This window comes from bacterium, from assembly GCA_035295165.1.
Taxonomy (GTDB): domain Bacteria; phylum Sysuimicrobiota; class Sysuimicrobiia; order Sysuimicrobiales; family Segetimicrobiaceae; genus JAJPIA01.
Window position 1 is genome coordinate 1 of the sequence record DATGJN010000004.1, and the last position, 19288, is coordinate 19288.

Consider the following 19288-nt stretch of genomic DNA (forward strand, 5'->3'; position numbering starts at 1 on the left):
GTGGCTCCGCGTCCTCTGGCGCTGTTGGCAATCCTCGACCCCCTACCAACTCAGCCACCATACGACCGCACAAGGCCTCACCATCCCCGCGCCCAAACCGGCTTGATGACTGGGGGCTTGACACAGGGTGTCTCATGCCTCCAGCACGATCGGATCGCCGACGCGTACGTCACCGGGGGCCAGCACCGTCGCGTGGATGCCCGCCACACCGCCGTGCTGCTGCGCCACCCAGCGCAGGATTCGGGGGTCGGCCTCGGTCGTCGCGGGGTCCAGGGTAATCATCACGCAGCGGTGGTCGGGCTCCGTCACGGCCAGACGTGCGCGGTCACCGACGCGTAGGATCCGTCCCACCCACCCCATCTCGCCTGCGGGACCGCCGTCGGTGACGTCAACGAGCAGGTTCGGCCGAAAGCGCCTGACATCGGACGCCGTGCCGCTCCCCGCGGCGATGCGCGCGATCGTTTGCCACGCGATGATGGAGACCGGCGACACGTCGTAGTTGCCGCGGTAGTCGCGCATGAGAAACAGCGCACCACCGCACCCCGCTTCGAGCGCGCGTCGGAGACGGTCGTCGTTCACGTCGAGCGTGACGCCCTCCGGCGTGGTGACCTGAACGCGCGGGTTGCTCGGGTCCGGGGCCAGCTCGACGCGCGGCTGGTACCGAAGCAGACCCGGGTACTGACGGCCGGTCAGCCACGGAAAGGCGCTTCGGGAGCCCGCCTGAACGAACGCGTATCGACGGTCCTCCGCGAGGCCCTGGAACGTGAGCGAGGCCGTCTCGAGATCCTCGCCCCGCATCGACTTGACCGGGTACCGTGCGATCGCCCGAATCCGTGCCACAACGTCCACCGCCGCCCTCCTTGCGCGCCGACCGCGCGCCCGCCACGATCGCCCCAGAGGTCAGGAGTGCCGCAGCGCCTTCGCCACGTCGATCTTCTGAAACTCTCTGGCGAATGCCGCGATGTGTTCGGTCTGGCGCTCGAGAATTTCCTCGCCGCGACGCTGCAGCCCCGCCAGTTCGCTCCGCGGGGGATCTGGCGGGCTGTCAACATCGACGTCCCACGCGTCGACGGGGATGGTCACCGGCGCGCCGGCGTACTCGAACTCGCTGAAGCCGAGCGGCTTGATCTTCTCCCCGAACAGGGGGCGCACGGTGGGGTTGGAACCCCACTCTCCCCGGTACCCTTCGCCTCGGAGGTCCGCCACGCCCGGGCCGTCGATCGCCACCGCCACGGCCAACTCCGCAATCGCCACCCATGACGTGAAGTTGCCCTCGGAGAACTGCGCGGGCATCAGCGCGCGCTCAATGGATCCCCACCCCACGATCGCGACCAACATGCCGAGGGACCGCACATTCCGCCCGGTCCGCAGCAGCGGGTCGTGGTTCCCACCGTGCCCGTTGAGAAAGATGACGCGTGTGACGCCGTTGGCGTGCAGGCTGCGGCAGATATCCGTGTAATAGGCCACGAGCACGTCCGGGCTGATCGTGATCGATCCCGGGTACGCGTTCATTTTGTCGTTCTCGCCGTAGGCCACCACCGGCAAGACCATCAGGCCGGTCCGCTCGCCCACGCGATCGGCCAGCGCCTCGACCGAGCGAAAGTCGATCCCGATCGGCGTGGGCCCGTGTCCGTGCAGCGTGCCGACCGGCACGATGACGGTATCGGACCTCTTGAACGCCTCCTCCGCCTCCATCCAGGACATGTCCCGCAGCCGGTACTTGTTCGCCATCGTCCGCCTCCGTTGTCGGCAGGCCGCGTCACGCCGGCGGCCGCGCACCGAACTCACGCGCGATGAGACCGAGAAGATGCTCGACGCACCGGTGCACGATCTCCCGACCGACCTCCGCGCTCCCGAGCGTGGCGTCGCCGAGAAATCCCTCGGGCGCCTGGTCGCGGTAGCGCCGCTGCACGTGCACACCGAGGGGCGGTCCGGCGCTGTCGGGGAGGAACCGGCCCGCGCGCTCCATCCGAACCAGCTCCGGGCGCAGGTACAGCATCGCCGCGGTCATGGCCTCCCCGGCGTGGCCGAACTTCCAGGACGGGCTGCGCAAGAGATCCGCCGTGAACGGCTGGATGAATCGCCACAGGTCGATCTGCGCGACGCGGCGCCCCTCGTCGGGTCGATCGTACGTGAGGGTGAGCTCCTGCAGGCAGGGCACGTTGCCGAGGTGCCCGTTCACGAACAGAATCGAGCGAACGCCCCAGGGAAAGAGGCTCGTCACCAGTCCGTCGCAGTAGCCGCGCAGCACGTCCGGTCGGACGCTCAGCGTCCCGGGGAAACTCGCGAGCCCCTCGGACCACCCGACCGGCACGAGCGGCGCCGCCAGGCAGCCCGCGCGCGCGGCGGCGCGCTCGCAGACCGCGGCGGCCACGATCCCGTCGGTGCCCTGCGGAAGGTGCGGCCCGTACACTTCGACGGCGCCGACGGGGACCAGGGCGCAGGGGTTGTGCCGCACCCGTTCTTCGATGTCCACCCACGATGCTTCCGCGATGTTCACGCGTCACCCCCGTGCGTCGTGTGAGCTTACCGCCGATCCGACGACCGGCGGCTCCGTTCCCCCGGCTCGCTCTCCCTACCCGAGGCGCCTCCGCGGATCGAGATGGTCGAGGAGCGCGTCGCCGAGCGTGTTGATCCCGAGGATCGTCACGCTGAGCACGACGGACGGCCACAACACGTAGTAGGGCGTCTGGAACATGTAGTTACGCGCCGTGGCGATCATCAACCCCCACGACGGCGCCGGCGGCAGCACCCCGAGCCCGAGGAAGCTCAGGCCGGACTCGAGCAGCATCGCCGACGCCGCCGAGAGCGACGCCTGGATGACGATCGGCCCCACGACGTTCGGCAGGATCGCGCGCGCGAGGATGCGGCCGGTCGAGGCGCCGGCAGCGCGCGCCGCCTCCACGAACTCTCCCTGACGTACCGCGAGCGTTTGCGCGAACGCCAGCCGGCTGAACTGCGGCATATAGAGGAACCCGATGATCAGAATCAGGTGCCCCACCCCCGCGCCGAGAAACCCGGCGACCAGCATCGCGAGCAGGATCGGCGGAAAACACAGTATGACGTCCGCCGACCGCATCGTGACCGCCTCCCACACCCCCGACCGGTAGCCACCCAGGACGCCGAGGAGCGTACCGACGGACCCGGCGAGCAGCACGGAACCCGCAGAAACCTCGAGCGAGGCCCGCGCCCCGTAGACCAGCCGCGCCAGGATGTCCCGGCCGAACTCGTCCGTCCCCAGCGGGTGCGCGCCGCCGGGCCCCGCGAACGGGGTCGACGGGTGCATCAGCAGCGGATCGCTACCGGTGAACAGCCAGGGCGCCGCGGCGGCGACCACGACCGCGGCCACAACCGCCGTACCGAGGGTCACACGGACGCGCTCCGCGGGGTGGCGGCGGCTCACGCGCCGCCCTCGTACCGGATCCGCGGATCGAGCACTGCGTACGACAGATCGACGATCAGGTTGATCAGGATGAACAGCGCCGACGTCACGAGGACGATCCCCTGGACCGTGGGGTAGTCGCGCCGTTGGATCGCGGTGAAGAGCAGCGTGCTGATGCCCGGCCAGTTGAAGATGTACTCCACCAGCACGGTGCCGCCGATGAGGATGCCGAACTGGACGCCGACAACCGTGACGATCGGGATCAACGCGGTGCGTAGGACGTGACGGACGAGCACACGGACCTCGCCGGCGCCCTTCGCGCGCGCGGTGCGCACGTAGTCCTGGTGCATCACCTCGAGGACACTGCCGCGCGTGATGCGTCCTACGACGCCGAGCAGGCTGAACGCCAACGTCGTCGCGGGCAGCGCGAGCTGCCGCAGGTACGCGGCGGGGTCGCGCGTGAACGGTACGAATCCGCCGATCGGCACCCACCGCAGTTCGACGCCAAACACGAGCACCGCGAGGGTGCCGATGACGAACACGGGGATCGACAGCCCGCCGGCCAGCACGACGGACAGCACCACGTCGATCCACGTGCCTCGCCGGCGCGCCGCCGTGATGCCGAGCAGCACGCCGGCGGCGACGGCGAGCGCCACGGCCACCGCGATCAGCTGCAGGCTCGTGGGGAGCCTGGCGAGGATGTCCACGGTCACGGATGTCGAGTCGTACAGCGAGGTCCCCAGGTCGAACCGGGCCAGCCGGCCCAGCCACAGCCCGTACTGCACCGGCACCGGGCGATCGAGGCCCAGCGCGTGACGGACCGCCGTGACCTGCTCGGGGCTCGGCGCCTGCGCCCCGGACTCCGAGCCCAAAATGATGAACACGGGGTCCCCGGGAAGCAAGTGCAGGAACGCAAACACCAGGGTCACAACCACCCACAGGAGGATGACGGCTGTGACGATCCGGCGGGATGTATACTTCAGCATCGGCATGGGCGGCCGGCGCGGTGCGCCGGCCGCCGCGCTCGCCGCGCGGAAACCCGCCTACCTGGCGACGGTGAACCCTTCCATCTCGTAGGCCGAGTAGAAAGCGAGGAACCCCGGCATGAGTCGGAACCCCTCGAGCCCTTTTCGGTATGCGTACCCCTGTTCGCGGTAAGTCAGGAAGATATATGGGGCGTCCGCGAGCGCCGTGCGCTGGACCTGCGCGTACAGCGACTTGCGCTTAGCCGGATCCATCGCGGCCCGACCCTGCTCCAGGAGCACGTCCATCGTCGCGTTGTTGTAGCCCGCCGCATACGCGTAGTAGGTGGGACCGGAGTGCAGGAACAGCGAGAGGAAGTCGGGGTCGCTGTAGTCGCCGACCGTCCCCATCACCGCGAACTGATAGCGGCCCTCGTTCCCGGTCGCGACGCGGGTCGGCCAGTCCGGCAGGGACAGCGTGACGTGCTCGCCGATCGCGTTCAGGTTCTGCTGGACGACCTGCGCGGTGTCCTTGTGCATGCCGTACTGGGCCGTGCTCAGGAGGGTCGCGGTAAACCCGTTCGGGAAGCCGGCCTCCGCGAGGAGCTGCTTGGCCTTCGCGGGATCGTACGTGTAGTAGTGATCGAACGCCGGATCGTACGCCAGATTCCCCTTCGCGATCGGCAGGCCGTAGATCGTCCCGCCGCGACCGAAGAACGCGGTCTTGATGATCGCGTCGCGGTCGATCGCGTACCCGATCGCGTGCCGCACGCGCACGTCGTTGAACGGCGCCTGGGTGACGTTGAACACGAGGTACATGAACGGCCCGTCCGTTCCCTGATAGCCGAACTGCGGGTTGGACTGGATCTGGGTGATCGCCTGCCACGGGACATACTCAATCATGTCCACCGACCCGGACTCGAGCGCCGCGACGCGCGAGTTGTCGTCAGGATAGAACACGAACCGGATCTCCGGCGTCTTCACCGCTCCGCCATAGTAGTTGGGGTTCCGGGTGACTGTGAGCTGCACGCCGCGCTGCCAGTCGGCGAGCACATACGGTCCCTCCCCCATCGTGACGGTCTTCAGATCGTCGTTGTGGGCGAGCGTGAACGTCTTCGACACGACCGCGGCCTGCGGGAGCCCCAGCAGCGTGATGAATACCGCGTCGGGCGCATGCAGCGTCACCTTGACCGTCTGCGGATCCAGCGCCTCCACGCTCTCGACACCGGCCAGGCGCTTCTGGAGGTACGCGCCGACCTTCGGGTCCGCGATGCGCTCGAAGCTGAACACGACGTCCGCCGCGGTCAACGGCGAGCCGTCGCTGAACTTCAGGTTGGGGCGGAGGTGGAACACGTAGGTGGTCGGCGTCGGCTGGTCGTACGACGCGACGAGATCCTTCTGGATCCGGCCCCGGGAATCGAGCTTGAACAACCCGCGGTAGATCTGCATCTTCACGGTCTGCGCGGCCGCTCCGGCGCTGTTGTGGGGATCCAGATTGGGCGGTTCGGCGGACAGGCCGAACGTGAGCGACGCGGGGGCGGCCCCCGGCGCCGGCGTCGGCCCCCACGGCATCCCGGTCCCGAACAGCGCCGCCGCGGTGATCGCAACCGCCCAAATGCACGAACGCGCCCGTGTCATGCACACTCCTCCCCGGCGTGACGCGCCGGCCTCGACGTTTTCAGGAGGATTCGCGTCTTGCGCGCGGCACGCCTGCTGCGCGGGCCGCGGCCGGTCAGCTCCCCGCGCGCAGGGCCTGCACCGCCTCGCGCGCGGCGACCCACAACATGCGGATCTCGGCGGAGTACATCAGACACCGCATCCCGAGGTCCCGCCCGCGTTGCGCGACCTTGATGTCGCTGGGGTGGAGTCCGCCGGCGATGTCGTGGCGACGCGCGACCTCGACCACGCGCCGGTAGGCGTCCTCCATCTTCGGGTGCAGCAACTGTCCGGGGACGCCGAGCGCGATGCTGAGGTCCGTCGGTCCGACGAGCAGCACGTCAATGCCCGGCACCGCGGCGATCTCGTCCAGGTTGTCGAGGCAGCGCTGGCTCTCGACCTGCGCCATCACCATCGTCTCCGCGTTGGACCACGCGATCGCGTCCGGAACCGATGCGCCCGAGTAATCGGTCACGGCGCTCCGGAGCCCGAACCCGCGCTCGCCGACCGGCGGGTACTTCGCGCACCGCACGATCGTGCGCGCGTCCTCGGCGGTTTCGACGTGCGGAACCATCAGGCCCAGCGCGCCGGCGTCCAGCGTGCGCGCGATCAGCGCGTAGCCGATCTCCGTCACGCGAACGAGCGGCGCGATGCCGGCGCCGCGCGCGGCCCGGCAGATCCGCTGGACCGTCTCCATGCTGGCTGACCCGTGTTCGGTGTCGACCACCAAGAAGTCGAAGCCGGAGGCCGCCAGCACATACGCGACCTCCTCGCTGCGCATCTCCGACACCATCGTGCCGAGCGCAGTTCCGCCCTGACGCAGCTTGGCCTTGGCCTGGTTGGTCGTCATCGCGCCGCTCCCCGTCCCACGAGCAGCCGGGCTGTCGGCTGCTCGCGCACCGCCCGGTTCGCCAAATAGGTCGGCCACTCGCCCCGGAGCATCTGAATCACCTGGCGGCTGACCTTCGCGGCCAAGTCGCGCATCGCTTCGACGGTCGTCGACGCGAAGTGGGGCGTGAGCACGACGTTGTCCATCCCCAACAACGGATTGTCCTTGGACGGGGGCTCCGGGATCTGGACGTCGAGCCCTGCCCCGCTGAGGCGTCCGGTGCGGAGGGCCTCGATCAGGGCCGCCTGATCCACGACGCCGCCGCGGGACGTGTTGATGAGCACCGCGCCCGGTTTCATCCGCCCGAACGCCGCCGCGCCCATCATCCCGCGCGTCTCCGGCGTCAGCGGAGTGTGCAGGGAGACGATATCGGCCTGCGCCAGCAGATCGTCCAGGCTGACCTTTTCCACGCCCTCCGCGCGCATGGCCGCCGCATCCACATACGGGTCCGCCGCGACGATCCGGACGCCGAACCCGCGCGCGCGCTCGGCCACCTTCCCGGCGATGTGGCCGAACGCCACGAGCCCCAAGGTTTGGCCGCGGAGCGTATGCACCGGCATCACGGCGCCCGGCGACCACTCGCCCGCGCGAACGTGCCGGTCGGCCAACACGACCCTGCGAGTTACCGCGAGAATCAGCGCCCAGGCGGTATCCGCGACCTCGTCGTAGCAGAAGTCCGGCACGTGTGAGATGCAGACGCCGTGCCGGGTCGCCGCCGGAATGTCCACCGTATCCAGGCCGATCCCGGTCCGCACGATGCCGACGAGGTGCGGCGCCCCCGCGTACACCGCGTCCGTGATCGCCGCGGCGCTCACCACCATCACGCGGGCGTCCCGTGCCGCCGCGATGCGCTCCGCTTCGTCCCGGCACCGCACCGAGCGGAACACCCCGCCGGCCCCCGCGATCCCGTCTGTGTCGACGCCGAACCTCGGACCGTCGTCACTCTCCGTCCACAACACCAGCTGCGGTTCTGCCATCACGCCCTCCCGCCCGGGTGCCTGCCGGTCGTTTCCAAGGGATTCCGATGCGCGTCACGCAGTCTCCTCCGTCAGGCGCAGAGTCCCGCGAGGACCCGCGGCGCGGGCGCCATGAGCAGCCCCACGTGTTGACGGTGAGCTCGCGCTTCGGACCGGGATCGTCTAGGCGAGCCACCGGTCGAACCACAAGACCATGCGGCGGAGCAGGTCCCGTTGATGATTGCGTTCACGCACCCCATGCGGTTCGCGAGGATAGGTCACAAGCTGCACCGGCACGCCGTTCTTCCGCATGGCCCGCTCGAACCCGGTCGCCTGGCCGACCGGGATTCGTTCATCGGCCTTGCCGTGCAGGATCAAGAGCGGCGTCCGGACGTTCTTGGCGTACGTAATCGGAGAGCGGAGGTCGCCGCGCCGAGCGTCCGGACCGTCCCACGGACGGTCGCCGGCCAGGGTCCCCTCAAACGTCGGAAGGTCGCTGGTCAGGACCTCCGAGCCCCAGTGACTGATTCCCGCGCCCATCACGCCCGCTCGAAATCGATCTGTCTGCGTCACCGCCCACGCGGTCATGAACCCGCCCTGGCTCCACCCGCCGATCCCGAGGCGGCGCTCGTCCGCGATGCCGCGGGCCACGGCGGCGTCAACCGCGGTCATGACGTCCACGAAATCCGGGCCGCCGATATTTCCCCGGACCGCGGCGGCGAACCGCTCGCCGTGCCCCATGCCGCCGCGATAGTTGGGGAACAGCACGGCATAGCCGAGCATCGCGAGCAGCTGTCCCCACGATAGGTGAAACCCGTTGCCGGCGCGTCCATGATATGGTCCGCCGTGGATCAGCACGATCGTCGGCCAGGGCCCGGGAGACCCGCCGACCGGCCGGATGAGTACGCCGTCGAGCGCAATCCCGTCGGCCGCCGTCCAGTAGAACGGCTCCTGTCGTCCAAACGACCATGCGGAGATGGGCGCGTGGTGGCAACTAACGGGGACGAGCGCACCGGGCGTCCCCACATGCACTTCGGGCGGCGCACTGCCGGAACTTTGCACGACGGCCAGCAGGGGCGATCCGTTGTGCACGACGGCGGAAAACTCGTGAATCTCGCCGTCCGGCGCCTCCCACAGCACCTCCCGCGTCCCCGTCCTGGCATCGAGCCACTCCAGTCGGGTCGTCAGACCCTCGGCGAGGGCGACGACGACGCGCGCGTCGCCCGCGACATGCGCGAGGGCCACCGCGCAGCAGCCGTCGTCGGGGCCCGGGCCGACGAGACGCGGCTGGATCGCGCCGAGCGTCCCGGCGCCTCGGTCGTCGGGCGCGCGTGCCACATCGACGGCAAACACGGTAAACGCGGACTGTGGGCCGCCGCTGTGTGAACCAAGCCAGAGGATCGCAGACAGGGCCTGTGACCAGGTCAGAGCCTGCGCGCCGCCGACCGAACCTACCCGTTTCAACGGCGTCCCATCCGCGGAGGCGATCAGCAACTCCATCCGGTGGCGCACCTCCCCCTCGGGCGTGGGCGCCGCCAACACCGCGATCGCCCTGCCGTCGGGTGCCCACGCCAAATCCACGACGTGCCGCTCCTCCGTGTCCCAGCGGACAACGGCCCCACGCGCGAGATCGAGCACATACAGGCGCGCGCACCGCCAGCGCTCTCCGTAGACGTCGGCGTCGTCGCGCTCCCGCGTTCGGCGTCTGTCCTCGTCGGTGGGCTCGTCTGGAGCGGTGAACGCGATCCGCGAGCCGTCCGGCGACCACGCGAACCGCTCGATCCCTTGCGCCTCTCGTCGGACCAGCAGCAGTGCTTCGCCGCCGTCCGGCGAGATGCGGTACAGCGACCTTGCGCCTCGGTTCAGGCGGTCCGAGAGAAAGGCGAGCGCCCGTCCGTCGGGGGACCACCGCGGGCTATCGTCGCGGGCGTTGCCCCGCGTGAACTGCCGCGCCGGCGCCGAGCCGTCGGCCGGCGCGACCCAGATGTCCCCCGCGGCGTAGTCCCCTTCCCACGCGAAAGGGATGCGCACGTACGCCACGTGGCGGCCGTCGGGGGACAGCTGCGGATCCGCGGGCCCGGAAAGCGACGTGATCGTGCCGATGAGGTCGTCGATGCGTGACCGTGCTGCTTCCGAGAGCACTCGATCAGCCTCTCGCGCGATGGTGACGCGCGCGCCCCATCGACTAGGCGCCCCGACGCCTCCCGACCGGCATGCGAGGACGCCTCACCGGCGCGGCGTCGCGCACAGGAGGCCGGGGACCGCCCGTACCGTCAGGGTTTCCGTTCGCGGATCGGGGCAGCGCTCGTTCTCCGTCCCGGCGCGGTCCGGCGACGCCGGCCGTGCGCAGGGCCTCCGGCCCGAGGACCTTGCGGAGGTACTGACCCGTGTAGGATGCGGCAACGCGCGCGACGGCCTCCGGCGGGCCTTCGGCGACCACCTGCCCCCCAAAGTCGCCGCCTTCGGGTCCCAGGTCAACCAGCCAATCCGCCGTCTTGATGACGTCGAGGTTGTGCTCGATGACCAGCACGGTGTTGCCCACGTCCACGAGGCGATGGAGCACGTCCAGCAGCCGCTGCACATCGGCGAAGTGGAGCCCAACGGTCGGCTCGTCGAGAATATAGATCGTCCGACCCGTGTCGCGCCGGCTGAGCTCGGTGCTCAGCTTCACCCGCTGCGCCTCCCCTCCGGACAGCGTCGTCGCCGGTTGACCCAGAGTGACGTAGCCGAGGCCGACGTCCGCAAGCGTGCGGAGCTTGCGTTTGATCCGGGGGATCGCGTCGAAGAATCCGAGCGCCTCCTCCACGGTCATGTCCAACACGTCGGCGATGGACTTCCCCTTGTACTTGACCTCCAACGTCTCGCGATTGTACCGCTTCCCCTTGCACACGTCGCACGGAACGTACACGTCCGGAAGGAAGTGCATCTCGATCCGGACAATGCCATCCCCCTCGCACGCGTCGCATCGTCCCCCGCGGACGTTGAACGAGAACCGCCCCTGTTTGAACCCGCGCGCCCGCGCGTCGGGGGTCAGCGCGTAGAGCTCGCGGATCAAGTCGAACGTCTTCGTGTACGTCGCGGGGTTGCTGCGCGGCGTGCGGCCGATCGGCGACTGATCGATGTTGATCACTTTGTCGAGCAGCCGCAGCCCCTCGATCCGGTCGTGGGCGCCCGGCCGCGTGCGCGACCCGTGGAGATAGTGGGACAGCGCCCGGTACAGGATGTCGTCGATGAGGGTGGACTTGCCAGACCCCGACACGCCGGTCACGCATACGAACATCCCGAGCGGGACCGCCACGTCGATCCCTTTCAGGTTGTGCTCGCGGGCGCCGCGGACCACCAGCGCTTCGCCGCGCCCAGCGCGCCGGCGGGGCGGGATCGCGATCCGGCGCGCGCCGGACAGGAACTGGCCGGTGACGGACGACGGCGTACGCAGGATCGTCTCGAGCGGCCCCGATGCGATCACCTGCCCGCCGTGCGAGCCCGCGCCTGGCCCGATATCCACGATCCAGTCGGCCGCACGGATCGTGTCTTCGTCGTGCTCCACAACGAGGATCGTGTTGCCAAGGTTGCGCAGCCGTTCGAGCGTCTCGATCAGCCGGTGGTTGTCCCGCTGGTGCAGCCCCACGCTCGGCTCGTCGAGGACGTAGAGGACACCCATCAACCCCGATCCGATCTGCGTCGCCAGCCGGATCCGCTGTGCCTCGCCGCCGGAAAGAGTGTTGGCGGTCCGGTCGAGGGTGAGGTAGTCGAGCCCAACATCCACCAGAAAGCGCAATCGGGCCCGGATCTCCTTCAGGATTTGCTGCGCGATCATCTGCTCGCGGTCGCTAAACGCGAGCGTCTCGAAGAACTGCATCGCGCCCCGGACGGTCAGCGCGCACACCTCAGCGATCGAACGCCCGCCGACGGTAACCGCGAGGCTCTCCCGCTTCAGGCGCGTGCCGCGGCAGTCCGGACACGGTGCGCTGCTCATGAACTGCTCGATCTCTTCCTTGACGTACTCGGAGTCGCTCTCTTGGTAGCGCCGCTCGAGTTGGGGCACGATCCCTTCAAACGCGGCATCATATTGTCGCAGCGTCCCCCAACGGTTGTGGTACTTCAGCCTGATCGGCTCCTCCGTCCCATGGAGCAGCGCCCGCACGAACTCCCGCGGCAGCTTCCGAACCGGCGTGTGCACGTCGACGCCGTAGTGGTCCGCAAGCGAGCGCAGCACCTCCTGGTAGTACTCGCTGGTCGAGTTTGCCCACGGCAGCACGGCGCCGTCGAGCAGCGAGAGGGACGCGTCCAGCACCAGCGCGGGATCGATCTCCTGCTTGAACCCCAAGCCCGTGCAGGTCGGGCACGCGCCGTAGGGCGCATTGAACGAGAAGATCCGCGGTTCGATCTCGGACAAGCTGACGCCGTCGTCCGGGCACGCGAAGTTTCGGCTGAACACGAACTCCTCGCCGTCCACGACCGAGATCCCCACGATGCCCTGGCCGAGCTTGAGCGCGGTCTCCACCGAGTCGTTGAGCCGACTCCGGATGTCGGGCCGCACGATGAGCCGGTCCACGACCACCTCGATCTGGTGCTTCCGGTTCTTGTCGAGGGGGATCTCCTCGCCGAGCTCGTACAGGTTGCCGTCCACGCGAACGCGGGCGAACCCTTGCCGGCGGAGGTCCTGGAACAACTGGCGGTATTCCCCTTTGCGGCCGCGCACGATCGGACCGAGCACGAGAATCCGCCGACCTTCGGGCATCTCGAGCACCCGGTCCACGATCTGCTCGGGCGTCTGCCGGCTGATCGGCTTCCCGCACTTGGGACAGTGCGGCATGCCGACGCGTGCGTAGAGGAGGCGCAGGTAGTCGTAGATCTCCGTGACGGTGCCCACGGTGGACCGGGGATTGCGCGGGGCTCCCTTCTGGTCGATCGAGACCGCCGGGCTCAGGCCATCGATGTGGTCGACGTCCGGTTTTTCCATCAGGCCGAGGAACTGCCGCGCGTACGCCGAGAGCGACTCGACGTACTTGCGCTGCCCCTCGGCGTAGATCGTGTCGAAGGCTAGCGACGACTTGCCCGACCCGGAGATCCCGGTCAGCACGACCAGACGATCCCGAGGCATCTCGACGTCGATGTTCTGAAGATTGTGCTCGCGTGCGCCTCGCACCACGATCCGGTCAAGCGGCATGGCTACCCCTCTGTGTGTGCCGCCACCGGCGGCGATGAAAGGAAAATCGAACGTGTGTTCGCTGTAGCAGGTCCCGATCCCTCTCTGGTGCGGGTACGGCCAAACGCGTCCTCATGTCTAACGCCGGCGCCGAACGTTCCACTCCACGTCGTCGAGCCGCCCGCCGTGCTCTTTACCTCGGGTGCCTGCGTCCGCCGTCCCGGCGCGGCCTCGGGTGCGCCCCGCCCACCGGCGCGGGCGGCGGGCGACGCCCACGGCGGGATTTGGTCCCGCCGAAATACGGCTCTCCTAGCCCCCGCCGCAGCTCTTGGAGTTGGTCGCGCAGCGACGCGGCCTTCTCGAACTGCAGCTCGGCGGCGGCCTTTCGCATCTCGCGCTCAAGCGCCTCGATCGTGCCCTCGAGCTCCCCGGGGCTCAGCATCAGCAACCGAGCGATGTCCCACGGCACCTGCTTACCCTGCTCCGCCAAGCCGATCAATTCCTTGGCCGTCAGCACGGCGCCTTCGCCCGACTCTCCGGCGGTATAGGCTGCCGGCTCTTCCGCCGCCTCGATCTCGATCATGTCGCGAATCGGTTTCACAATGGTCGTCGGCGTGATGCCGTGCTCCTCATTGTAGCGCAGCTGGATCTCTCTGCGCCGGTTCGTCTCCGCAATCGCCCTGCGCATCGAGTCGGTGACCCCGTCGGCGTAGAGGATCACCCGCCCGCCCACGTTCCGTGCCGCCCGTCCCATCGTCTGGATCAGGCTCGTCTCCGAACGGAGGTATCCCTCCTTGTCGGCGTCGAGAATCGTCACGAGCGACACCTCGGGCAGATCGAGCCCTTCCCGAAGCAGGTTGATGCCAACGAGCACATCGTAGGTGCCTTCGCGCAGGTCCTTCAAGATCTGAATCCGCTGTAGGACCTCGACCTCGGCGTGGAGGTAATGCACCTTCATGCCGAGCTCCTGAAGATAGTCGGACAGATCCTCCGCCATCCGCTTCGTCAGCGTCGTCACGAGGGTCCGCTCGCCCCGTTCGACCTGTGTCTTGATCTCGGCGATCAGGTCGTCGACTTGTCCCTTCGCCGGGCGCACCTCCACCTGCGGATCCACCAGCCCGGTCGGACGCACGATCTGCTCTAGGACCCGCGTGCTGACCGCCAGCTCGTACGGTCCGGGCGTCGCGGAGACAAAGACGACCTGCGGCACGAGCGCGTCAAACTCTTCGAACGTCAGCGGCCGGTTGTCGTAGGCGGACGGCAACCGGAACCCGAAGTCCACGAGGTTCTTCTTGCGCGCACGGTCGCCCTCGTGCATTCCGCGGACTTGCGGCACCGTCACGTGCGACTCGTCGATCACGACGAGGAAGTCCTTGGGGAAGTAGTCGAGCAGGCATCCCGGTCGCTCGCCCTCGGCGCGCCCGGAGAGATGGCGTGAGTAGTTCTCGATGCCGGGGCAGTAGCCGACCTCGCGCAGCATCTCGAGATCGTACTTCGTCCGGAACTCCAGCCGCTGCGCCTCCAACAGCTTGCCCTGGGCCTGGAACCACGCCACGCGCTCTCGCAGTTCGGCTTCGATCCGGTCCAGCGAGGCGCCGAGCTTCGCCGCGGTCGTGACCCAGTGCTTCGCCGGCCAGATCGCCACCGCGGGCTTGTCGACGAGGATCTCTCCGGTGAGCGGGTTGATCTCGTGGATGCGCTCGACCTCGTCGCCGAACAACTCGACGCGGACCGCTCGGTCCTCGTAGGCCGGGAAGATCTCGACGACGTCGCCACGCACGCGGAACCTGCCGCGGGAGAAGTCGATGTCATTGCGCTCATACTGCACGTCCACCAGGCGGCGAAGAATCTCGTCACGCGACTTCCGCTCGCCGACGCGCAGGAACAGCATGACGTCCTGGTAGTCCTCGGGCGAACCCAAGCCGTAGATGCACGAGACCGAGGCGACGATGACGACGTCGCGGCGCTCCATCAGCGCCTTCGTGGACGCGTGGCGCAACCGATCGATCTCGTCGTTGATCGACGCATCCTTCGCGATGTACAGGTCGGTCTGCGGCACGTACGCCTCGGGTTGGTAGTAATCGTAATACGAGACGAAGTACCGCACCGCGTTGTCGGGAAAGTACTGCCGGAATTCCCCGTACAGCTGCGCGGCGAGCGTCTTGTTGTGGGCGAGCACGAGCGTTGGCCGCTGGATCTGCTCGATCATCCGGGCAACCGTGTACGTCTTGCCCGATCCCGTGACCCCCAGGAGCGTCTGGAACCGGTCGCCGCGCCCGACGCTCTCAACAAGCCCGGCGATCGCGCTCGGCTGATCGCCGGCCGGCTGTTGGTCCGTCACCATCTTGAGCTGAGGCATTGTTCGACAACCCACCGCGCGTTGAGGGATGTATCAGCCAATTATAACATGGGGGGGCGAGCGCGCTCCATGGGTCGTGGGACACGCCGCGCGCGGCCGCAACCCCGTGAGGTGGCTTCTTGCGCGCCAGGAGATGTATGCAGCGCCACGCCGCCTCACGCTGCGCGCAACGCGGTTCCGGGCGCCGGAACCCAGTGACGCGGAGCTCGATCAGGCGCCTAGTAGCGGAAAAGGTACATCCCGACGACGGTGCCGGCCCCGATCAGAATCAACAACGGGGGGCTGCCGACGAAATAGGGAACGACCATGAGCACGCCGCCGCCGATGAGAAACGCCGTGTGGCCGATCCGCCTGCCGTACATGAAGGCTCCAATCCCGATGAGGCTGAGGATGCCCCCGAGCACGAGCGTCGCGGCGCTTGGCAGATGCAGCATTATACTGTGAGTGTGCCCTTCGTGGTCTCCAACGAGACGTGGGAACATCCGTTGGGGGCCCAAACGCGCCCGGACCGGCGCGACCGAGCGGCTCGGCCGAGTCGCGCTACGTGGAGGGATGCCGGAGTTTGGCCTTCGCGGTGAGCGTCGCCCACAGGCGCTCAACCTGCCCCCGCGTCGCGTCGGGCGTGCCCCCGTTGTCGATCACCCAATCGGCCGAGGCGACCTTGTCGCGGAGCGGAACCTGCGCAGCGAGCCGGCGACGCGCGTCATCGCGTGACACGCCGTCCCGAGCGACGAGACGGTCCACTTGGACCTCCTCCGGCGCGGACACGACGATGATGCCGTCGAGTCCGAGATCCCGGCCGTCGGTCGTGTCGAGCAGGAGCGGGATCTCGAAGACGATGACCTCGACGCCAGGAGTGGCCGCGAGACGCGCCGCGTCGTCCGCCATGCGCCGGCGGATGTGCGGGTGGGTCAGCGCGTTGAGCCGCCGACGCGCCGCCGCGTCGTTGAAGATGCACGCCCCAAGCGCCTTGCGGTCGATCGCGCCGCCTGGGCCCACGATCCCGGGACCGAACTCCCTCACGACGTCGTCGTACGCCGGCCCGCCGCAAGCGACGACCTCGCGCGCGATCCGGTCGGCGTCGACCAGGGCCGCCCCGGCGTCCTGCAGCGCGGCGGCGACGGTGCTCTTCCCGCTCGCGATCCCCCCGGTAAGCCCGATTCTGAGCGGCGAGCGGCTCACGGCGGGCCCTTCATGGCAGTTCCGTCAGATCCTGCCAGTTGGGCCCCACCGCGAGATCGGCAACGAGCGGGGCAGCCAGCGGATACGCCTCCTCCATCACCTGCCGCACCCGCGGGCCGATGCGTTCGACAAGTTCCTGGGGGACCTCGAAGAGCAGCTCGTCGTGGATCTGCAAGATCATCTCCATCCCAGGCGCCTCGGGCAGCAGGTCTCGGTCCACCCGCAGCATCGCGATCTTGATGATGTCCGCGGCCGTGCCCTGAATCGGCGCGTTGATCGCGATGCGCTCGGCGGCCTCGCGGATCACCCGGTTGCGGCTCAGGATATCCGGCAGGTAGCGGCGGCGGCCGAGAAGCGTCTTGACGTACCCGTCCCTCCGGGCCTGCTCGACGACCGTGCGCATGTACTCCGCGACGCGCGGGTACCGCGCGAAGTACGTATCCATGAAGACCCGCGCCTCGTCCCGACCGATCGAGAGTTGTGCGGCGAGCCCGAAGTCGCTGATGCCGTACGCGATGCCGTAGTTGAACGCCTTGGCGCGGCGGCGCATCTCGGCGGTCACCGTCTCCGCGTCCACGGAGAACACCTCGGCCGCGGTCACCGTATGGATATCTGCCCCCCGCCGGAACGCCTCGAGCAGTCCGGGGTCCTGGGTGGCCTCGGCGAGCACCCGCAGTTCGATCTGCGAATAGTCCGCAGAGAGCAGCACCGTACCCTCCCGCCCGGCGACGAACGCCCGTCGAATCTGCCGTCCCACTCCCGTCCGAATTGGAATGTTCTGCAAATTGGGGTCTGTGGTGATGACCCGCCCGGTGCTGGCGACGGCCTGATTGTACGTGGTATGGAGCCGGCCGGTCCGCGGATCGACCATCGCGGGAAGCACGTCCACGTACGTGCTGAGCAGCTTGCTCAGCTCGCGATGCTCCAGAATGCGGGCGACCACGGGGTGATGTGGCGCGAGCTGTTCGAGCACGTCGGCGTCGGTGGAGAACCCGGTCTTGGTGCGTTTGAGGGACGGAAGCTGGAGCTTCTCGAACAGGACGAACGCGAGTTGCTTCGGCGATCCGATGTTGAACTCCGAGCCCGCCAGCCGGTAAATATCGGCCGTCAGTGCCACGAGACGCTGCCGCAGCTCGTCGGAGAGCGCGCGCAGTGCCGGCACATCGATCGCGACGCCCACGTGCTCCATCCGCGCGAGCACGCTCGCAAGCGGCAGCTCGATCTCGTGGTAGAGACGGTCCACCTCGCGCGCGCGGAGCTGCGCCGCCATGACGTCGCGCAACCGGAAGATCAGGTCCGCCTCCTCGGCCGCGCGCTCCCCGGGGGCCGGACCGAGCGCCAGCTCGTCCGCGGCCGCGCTCTCCTCGTGCAGACGCCAGCCGAGGTGTTCCCACGCGCTGCTCGCCAGCGTGTGCGTTCGCTTCCCGGGGTCCAGCACGTACGACGCCAGCCCCACGTCAAACGCGAACCCCCGGAGCGTGAGCCCCGCGCTCTCCAGCAGCAACCGGTCGCGTTTGACGTCCTGGCTGAGCTTCGCCACATCCTCCCGCGCCAGCGCGTCGGCAAGCGCCGGAGGCACCCCGTCGTGAAGCTCGAGGTAGCTCGCCTCTCCGGCCCGTCGGGCCAGCGCGATGCCGATGAGGCGAGACTTGAGCGGCCCGTCACCTTCGGCGACCGGCGCGATCGCCACCTCGGAGACCCCTTCCAAAAACGCCGCCGCGTGGTCGCGCGCGAGCGTCCCGTACGTGCCGCGCGCCTCCGTGAGTGGGACCTCGACGCCGAGCCGATCCAGCAGCGACTTGAACTCAAGGCGCGTGAACAGGTCACGGATCCGCGCGGTGTCCACCGGGCGGCGCCGGAGGAGATCCCAGGATAGCGAGAGCGGGACGCCGGTCTGGATCGTGGACAGCGTCTTGCTCTGCAGGATCTGCGCGCGGTGCTCCTCGAGTCGTTGCCGGAGGCGCGCATCACGCCCCTCCGCCGGCGCCTCGAGCACCTCCTCGACCGTTGCTCCCCCTGCGAGCAGGCGGGCGGCGGTCTTGTCGCCCACACCTGGGACACCCGGAATGTTGTCGGTGGCGTCACCTTTGAGGCTCTTGAGATCGGGCACGCGTGCCGGCGCGACGCCGAGTTTGGCCTGCACCCCCGCTTCGTCGTACACCGTGGTCTCGCTGATCCCGCGGCTCGTCACCATCACGCGGGTGTGCGGGGAGACCAGTTGCAGCGCGTCGAGATCGCCCGTCACGATCACGACGTTCATCCCGCGGGCCTCCGCCAGGCGGGTCAGTGTCCCGATGACGTCATCGGCCTCGAACCCGGCGACCTCGAACACCGGTAGGTCGAACGCCTCGACGACCTCCTTCGCGAGCGCGATCTGCGGGCGGAGGTCGTCCGGCATCTTCTGCCGCGTGGCTTTGTACTCCGCGAACGCCTCGTGACGGAACGTCGGCCCCGGCTTGTCGAACGCCACCGCGACGTACTGGGGGGCCACCTCGTCCAGCACCTTGAGGAGCATCGTCGTGAAACCGTAGACGGCGTTCGTCGGCTGGCCGTCGCGCGTCGTGAAGTAGGGAAGCGCGTAGAACGCCCGGTAGACGAGCCCGTTGGCGTCGAGGAGGAGGAGCGTGTCGCGCGCGGCCGGCGTGGTCATCTCTGAGAAACCTTTCCGCGCGGGCGCACCGCCTCCTCCGGGCAGCGGTCGCCGCCCTACGGCCAGAGCGAACGCCGCCGCGTGCTTGAGCGCATGGAGACGA

Annotated in this window: 14 protein-coding genes; all 14 read right to left on the bottom strand. The window is 68.7% G+C overall.

Annotation, left to right across the window (positions count from 1 at the left end):
* Positions 1-132: 132 nt before the first annotated feature.
* The 14 genes from VKZ50_00540 to polA all read right to left on the bottom strand — a co-directional run bounded on the left by VKZ50_00540 (position 133) and on the right by polA (position 19185).
* Positions 133-849, bottom strand: coding sequence for an MOSC N-terminal beta barrel domain-containing protein (locus VKZ50_00540; GenBank protein ID HLJ58202.1), 717 nt, complete (start codon positions 847-849; stop codon positions 133-135).
* 51 nt (positions 850-900) lie between these two features.
* Entirely contained in the window at positions 901-1731 is an 831-nt protein-coding gene (locus VKZ50_00545) for a creatininase family protein (protein ID HLJ58203.1), read from the bottom strand.
* Between the two features lie 28 nt (positions 1732-1759).
* Entirely contained in the window at positions 1760-2500 is a 741-nt protein-coding gene (locus tag VKZ50_00550) for a creatininase family protein (GenBank protein HLJ58204.1), read from the bottom strand.
* 75 nt (positions 2501-2575) lie between these two features.
* A complete protein-coding gene (locus VKZ50_00555; protein HLJ58205.1) occupies positions 2576-3403 on the bottom strand; it encodes an ABC transporter permease in 828 nt (275 codons plus the stop codon).
* Positions 3400-4368 (bottom strand): ABC transporter permease, encoded by a 969-nt coding sequence (locus VKZ50_00560; protein HLJ58206.1) that lies wholly within the window; start codon positions 4366-4368, stop codon positions 3400-3402. The genes VKZ50_00555 and VKZ50_00560 overlap by 4 nt, the downstream gene beginning before the upstream one ends.
* Before the next feature lie 57 nt (positions 4369-4425).
* Positions 4426-5982, bottom strand: a complete 1557-nt coding sequence (locus VKZ50_00565; protein HLJ58207.1) for an ABC transporter substrate-binding protein — start codon at positions 5980-5982, stop codon at positions 4426-4428.
* Positions 5983-6076: 94 nt separating this feature from the next.
* A complete protein-coding gene (locus VKZ50_00570; GenBank protein ID HLJ58208.1) occupies positions 6077-6850 on the bottom strand; it encodes an aldolase/citrate lyase family protein in 774 nt (257 codons plus the stop codon).
* Complete coding sequence (locus tag VKZ50_00575) at positions 6847-7866, bottom strand: C-terminal binding protein (protein ID HLJ58209.1); 1020 nt, start codon at positions 7864-7866, stop codon at positions 6847-6849. Before VKZ50_00575 ends, VKZ50_00570 begins: the two co-directional genes overlap by 4 nt.
* Positions 7867-8028: 162 nt before the next feature.
* Entirely contained in the window at positions 8029-9987 is a 1959-nt protein-coding gene (locus VKZ50_00580) for a S9 family peptidase (protein ID HLJ58210.1), read from the bottom strand.
* Between the two features lie 43 nt (positions 9988-10030).
* Positions 10031-13015, bottom strand: coding sequence for an excinuclease ABC subunit UvrA (gene uvrA / locus VKZ50_00585; protein ID HLJ58211.1), 2985 nt, complete (start codon positions 13013-13015; stop codon positions 10031-10033).
* A 172-nt stretch (positions 13016-13187) separates the two neighbouring features.
* Positions 13188-15353, bottom strand: coding sequence for an excinuclease ABC subunit UvrB (uvrB, locus tag VKZ50_00590; GenBank protein ID HLJ58212.1), 2166 nt, complete (start codon positions 15351-15353; stop codon positions 13188-13190).
* A 218-nt stretch (positions 15354-15571) separates the two neighbouring features.
* Positions 15572-15787, bottom strand: a complete 216-nt coding sequence (locus VKZ50_00595; GenBank protein HLJ58213.1) for an amino acid transport protein — start codon at positions 15785-15787, stop codon at positions 15572-15574.
* Positions 15788-15893: 106 nt separating this feature from the next.
* Positions 15894-16535, bottom strand: coding sequence for a dephospho-CoA kinase (gene coaE / locus VKZ50_00600; protein ID HLJ58214.1), 642 nt, complete (start codon positions 16533-16535; stop codon positions 15894-15896).
* A gap of 10 nt (positions 16536-16545) precedes the next feature.
* Entirely contained in the window at positions 16546-19185 is a 2640-nt protein-coding gene (gene polA / locus VKZ50_00605; protein HLJ58215.1) for a DNA polymerase I, read from the bottom strand.
* Positions 19186-19288 lie beyond the last annotated feature (103 nt).

Bases quoted from the DNA above. Each gene is read 5' to 3' on its own strand.
- VKZ50_00565 (HLJ58207.1), bottom strand. From the start codon at position 5,982: ATGACACGGGCGCGTTCGTGCATTTGGGCGGTTGCGATCACCGCGGCG.
- uvrB (HLJ58212.1), bottom strand. From the start codon at position 15,353: ATGCCTCAGCTCAAGATGGTGACGGACCAACAGCCGGCCGGCGATCAG.
- VKZ50_00560 (HLJ58206.1), bottom strand. From the start codon at position 4,368: ATGCTGAAGTATACATCCCGCCGGATCGTCACAGCCGTCATCCTCCTG.
- VKZ50_00595 (HLJ58213.1), bottom strand. From the start codon at position 15,787: ATGCTGCATCTGCCAAGCGCCGCGACGCTCGTGCTCGGGGGCATCCTC.
- polA (HLJ58215.1), bottom strand. From the start codon at position 19,185: ATGACCACGCCGGCCGCGCGCGACACGCTCCTCCTCCTCGACGCCAAC.
- VKZ50_00570 (HLJ58208.1), bottom strand. From the start codon at position 6,850: ATGACGACCAACCAGGCCAAGGCCAAGCTGCGTCAGGGCGGAACTGCG.
- VKZ50_00575 (HLJ58209.1), bottom strand. From the start codon at position 7,866: ATGGCAGAACCGCAGCTGGTGTTGTGGACGGAGAGTGACGACGGTCCG.
- VKZ50_00545 (HLJ58203.1), bottom strand. From the start codon at position 1,731: ATGGCGAACAAGTACCGGCTGCGGGACATGTCCTGGATGGAGGCGGAG.
- uvrA (HLJ58211.1), bottom strand. From the start codon at position 13,015: ATGCCGCTTGACCGGATCGTGGTGCGAGGCGCACGCGAGCACAATCTT.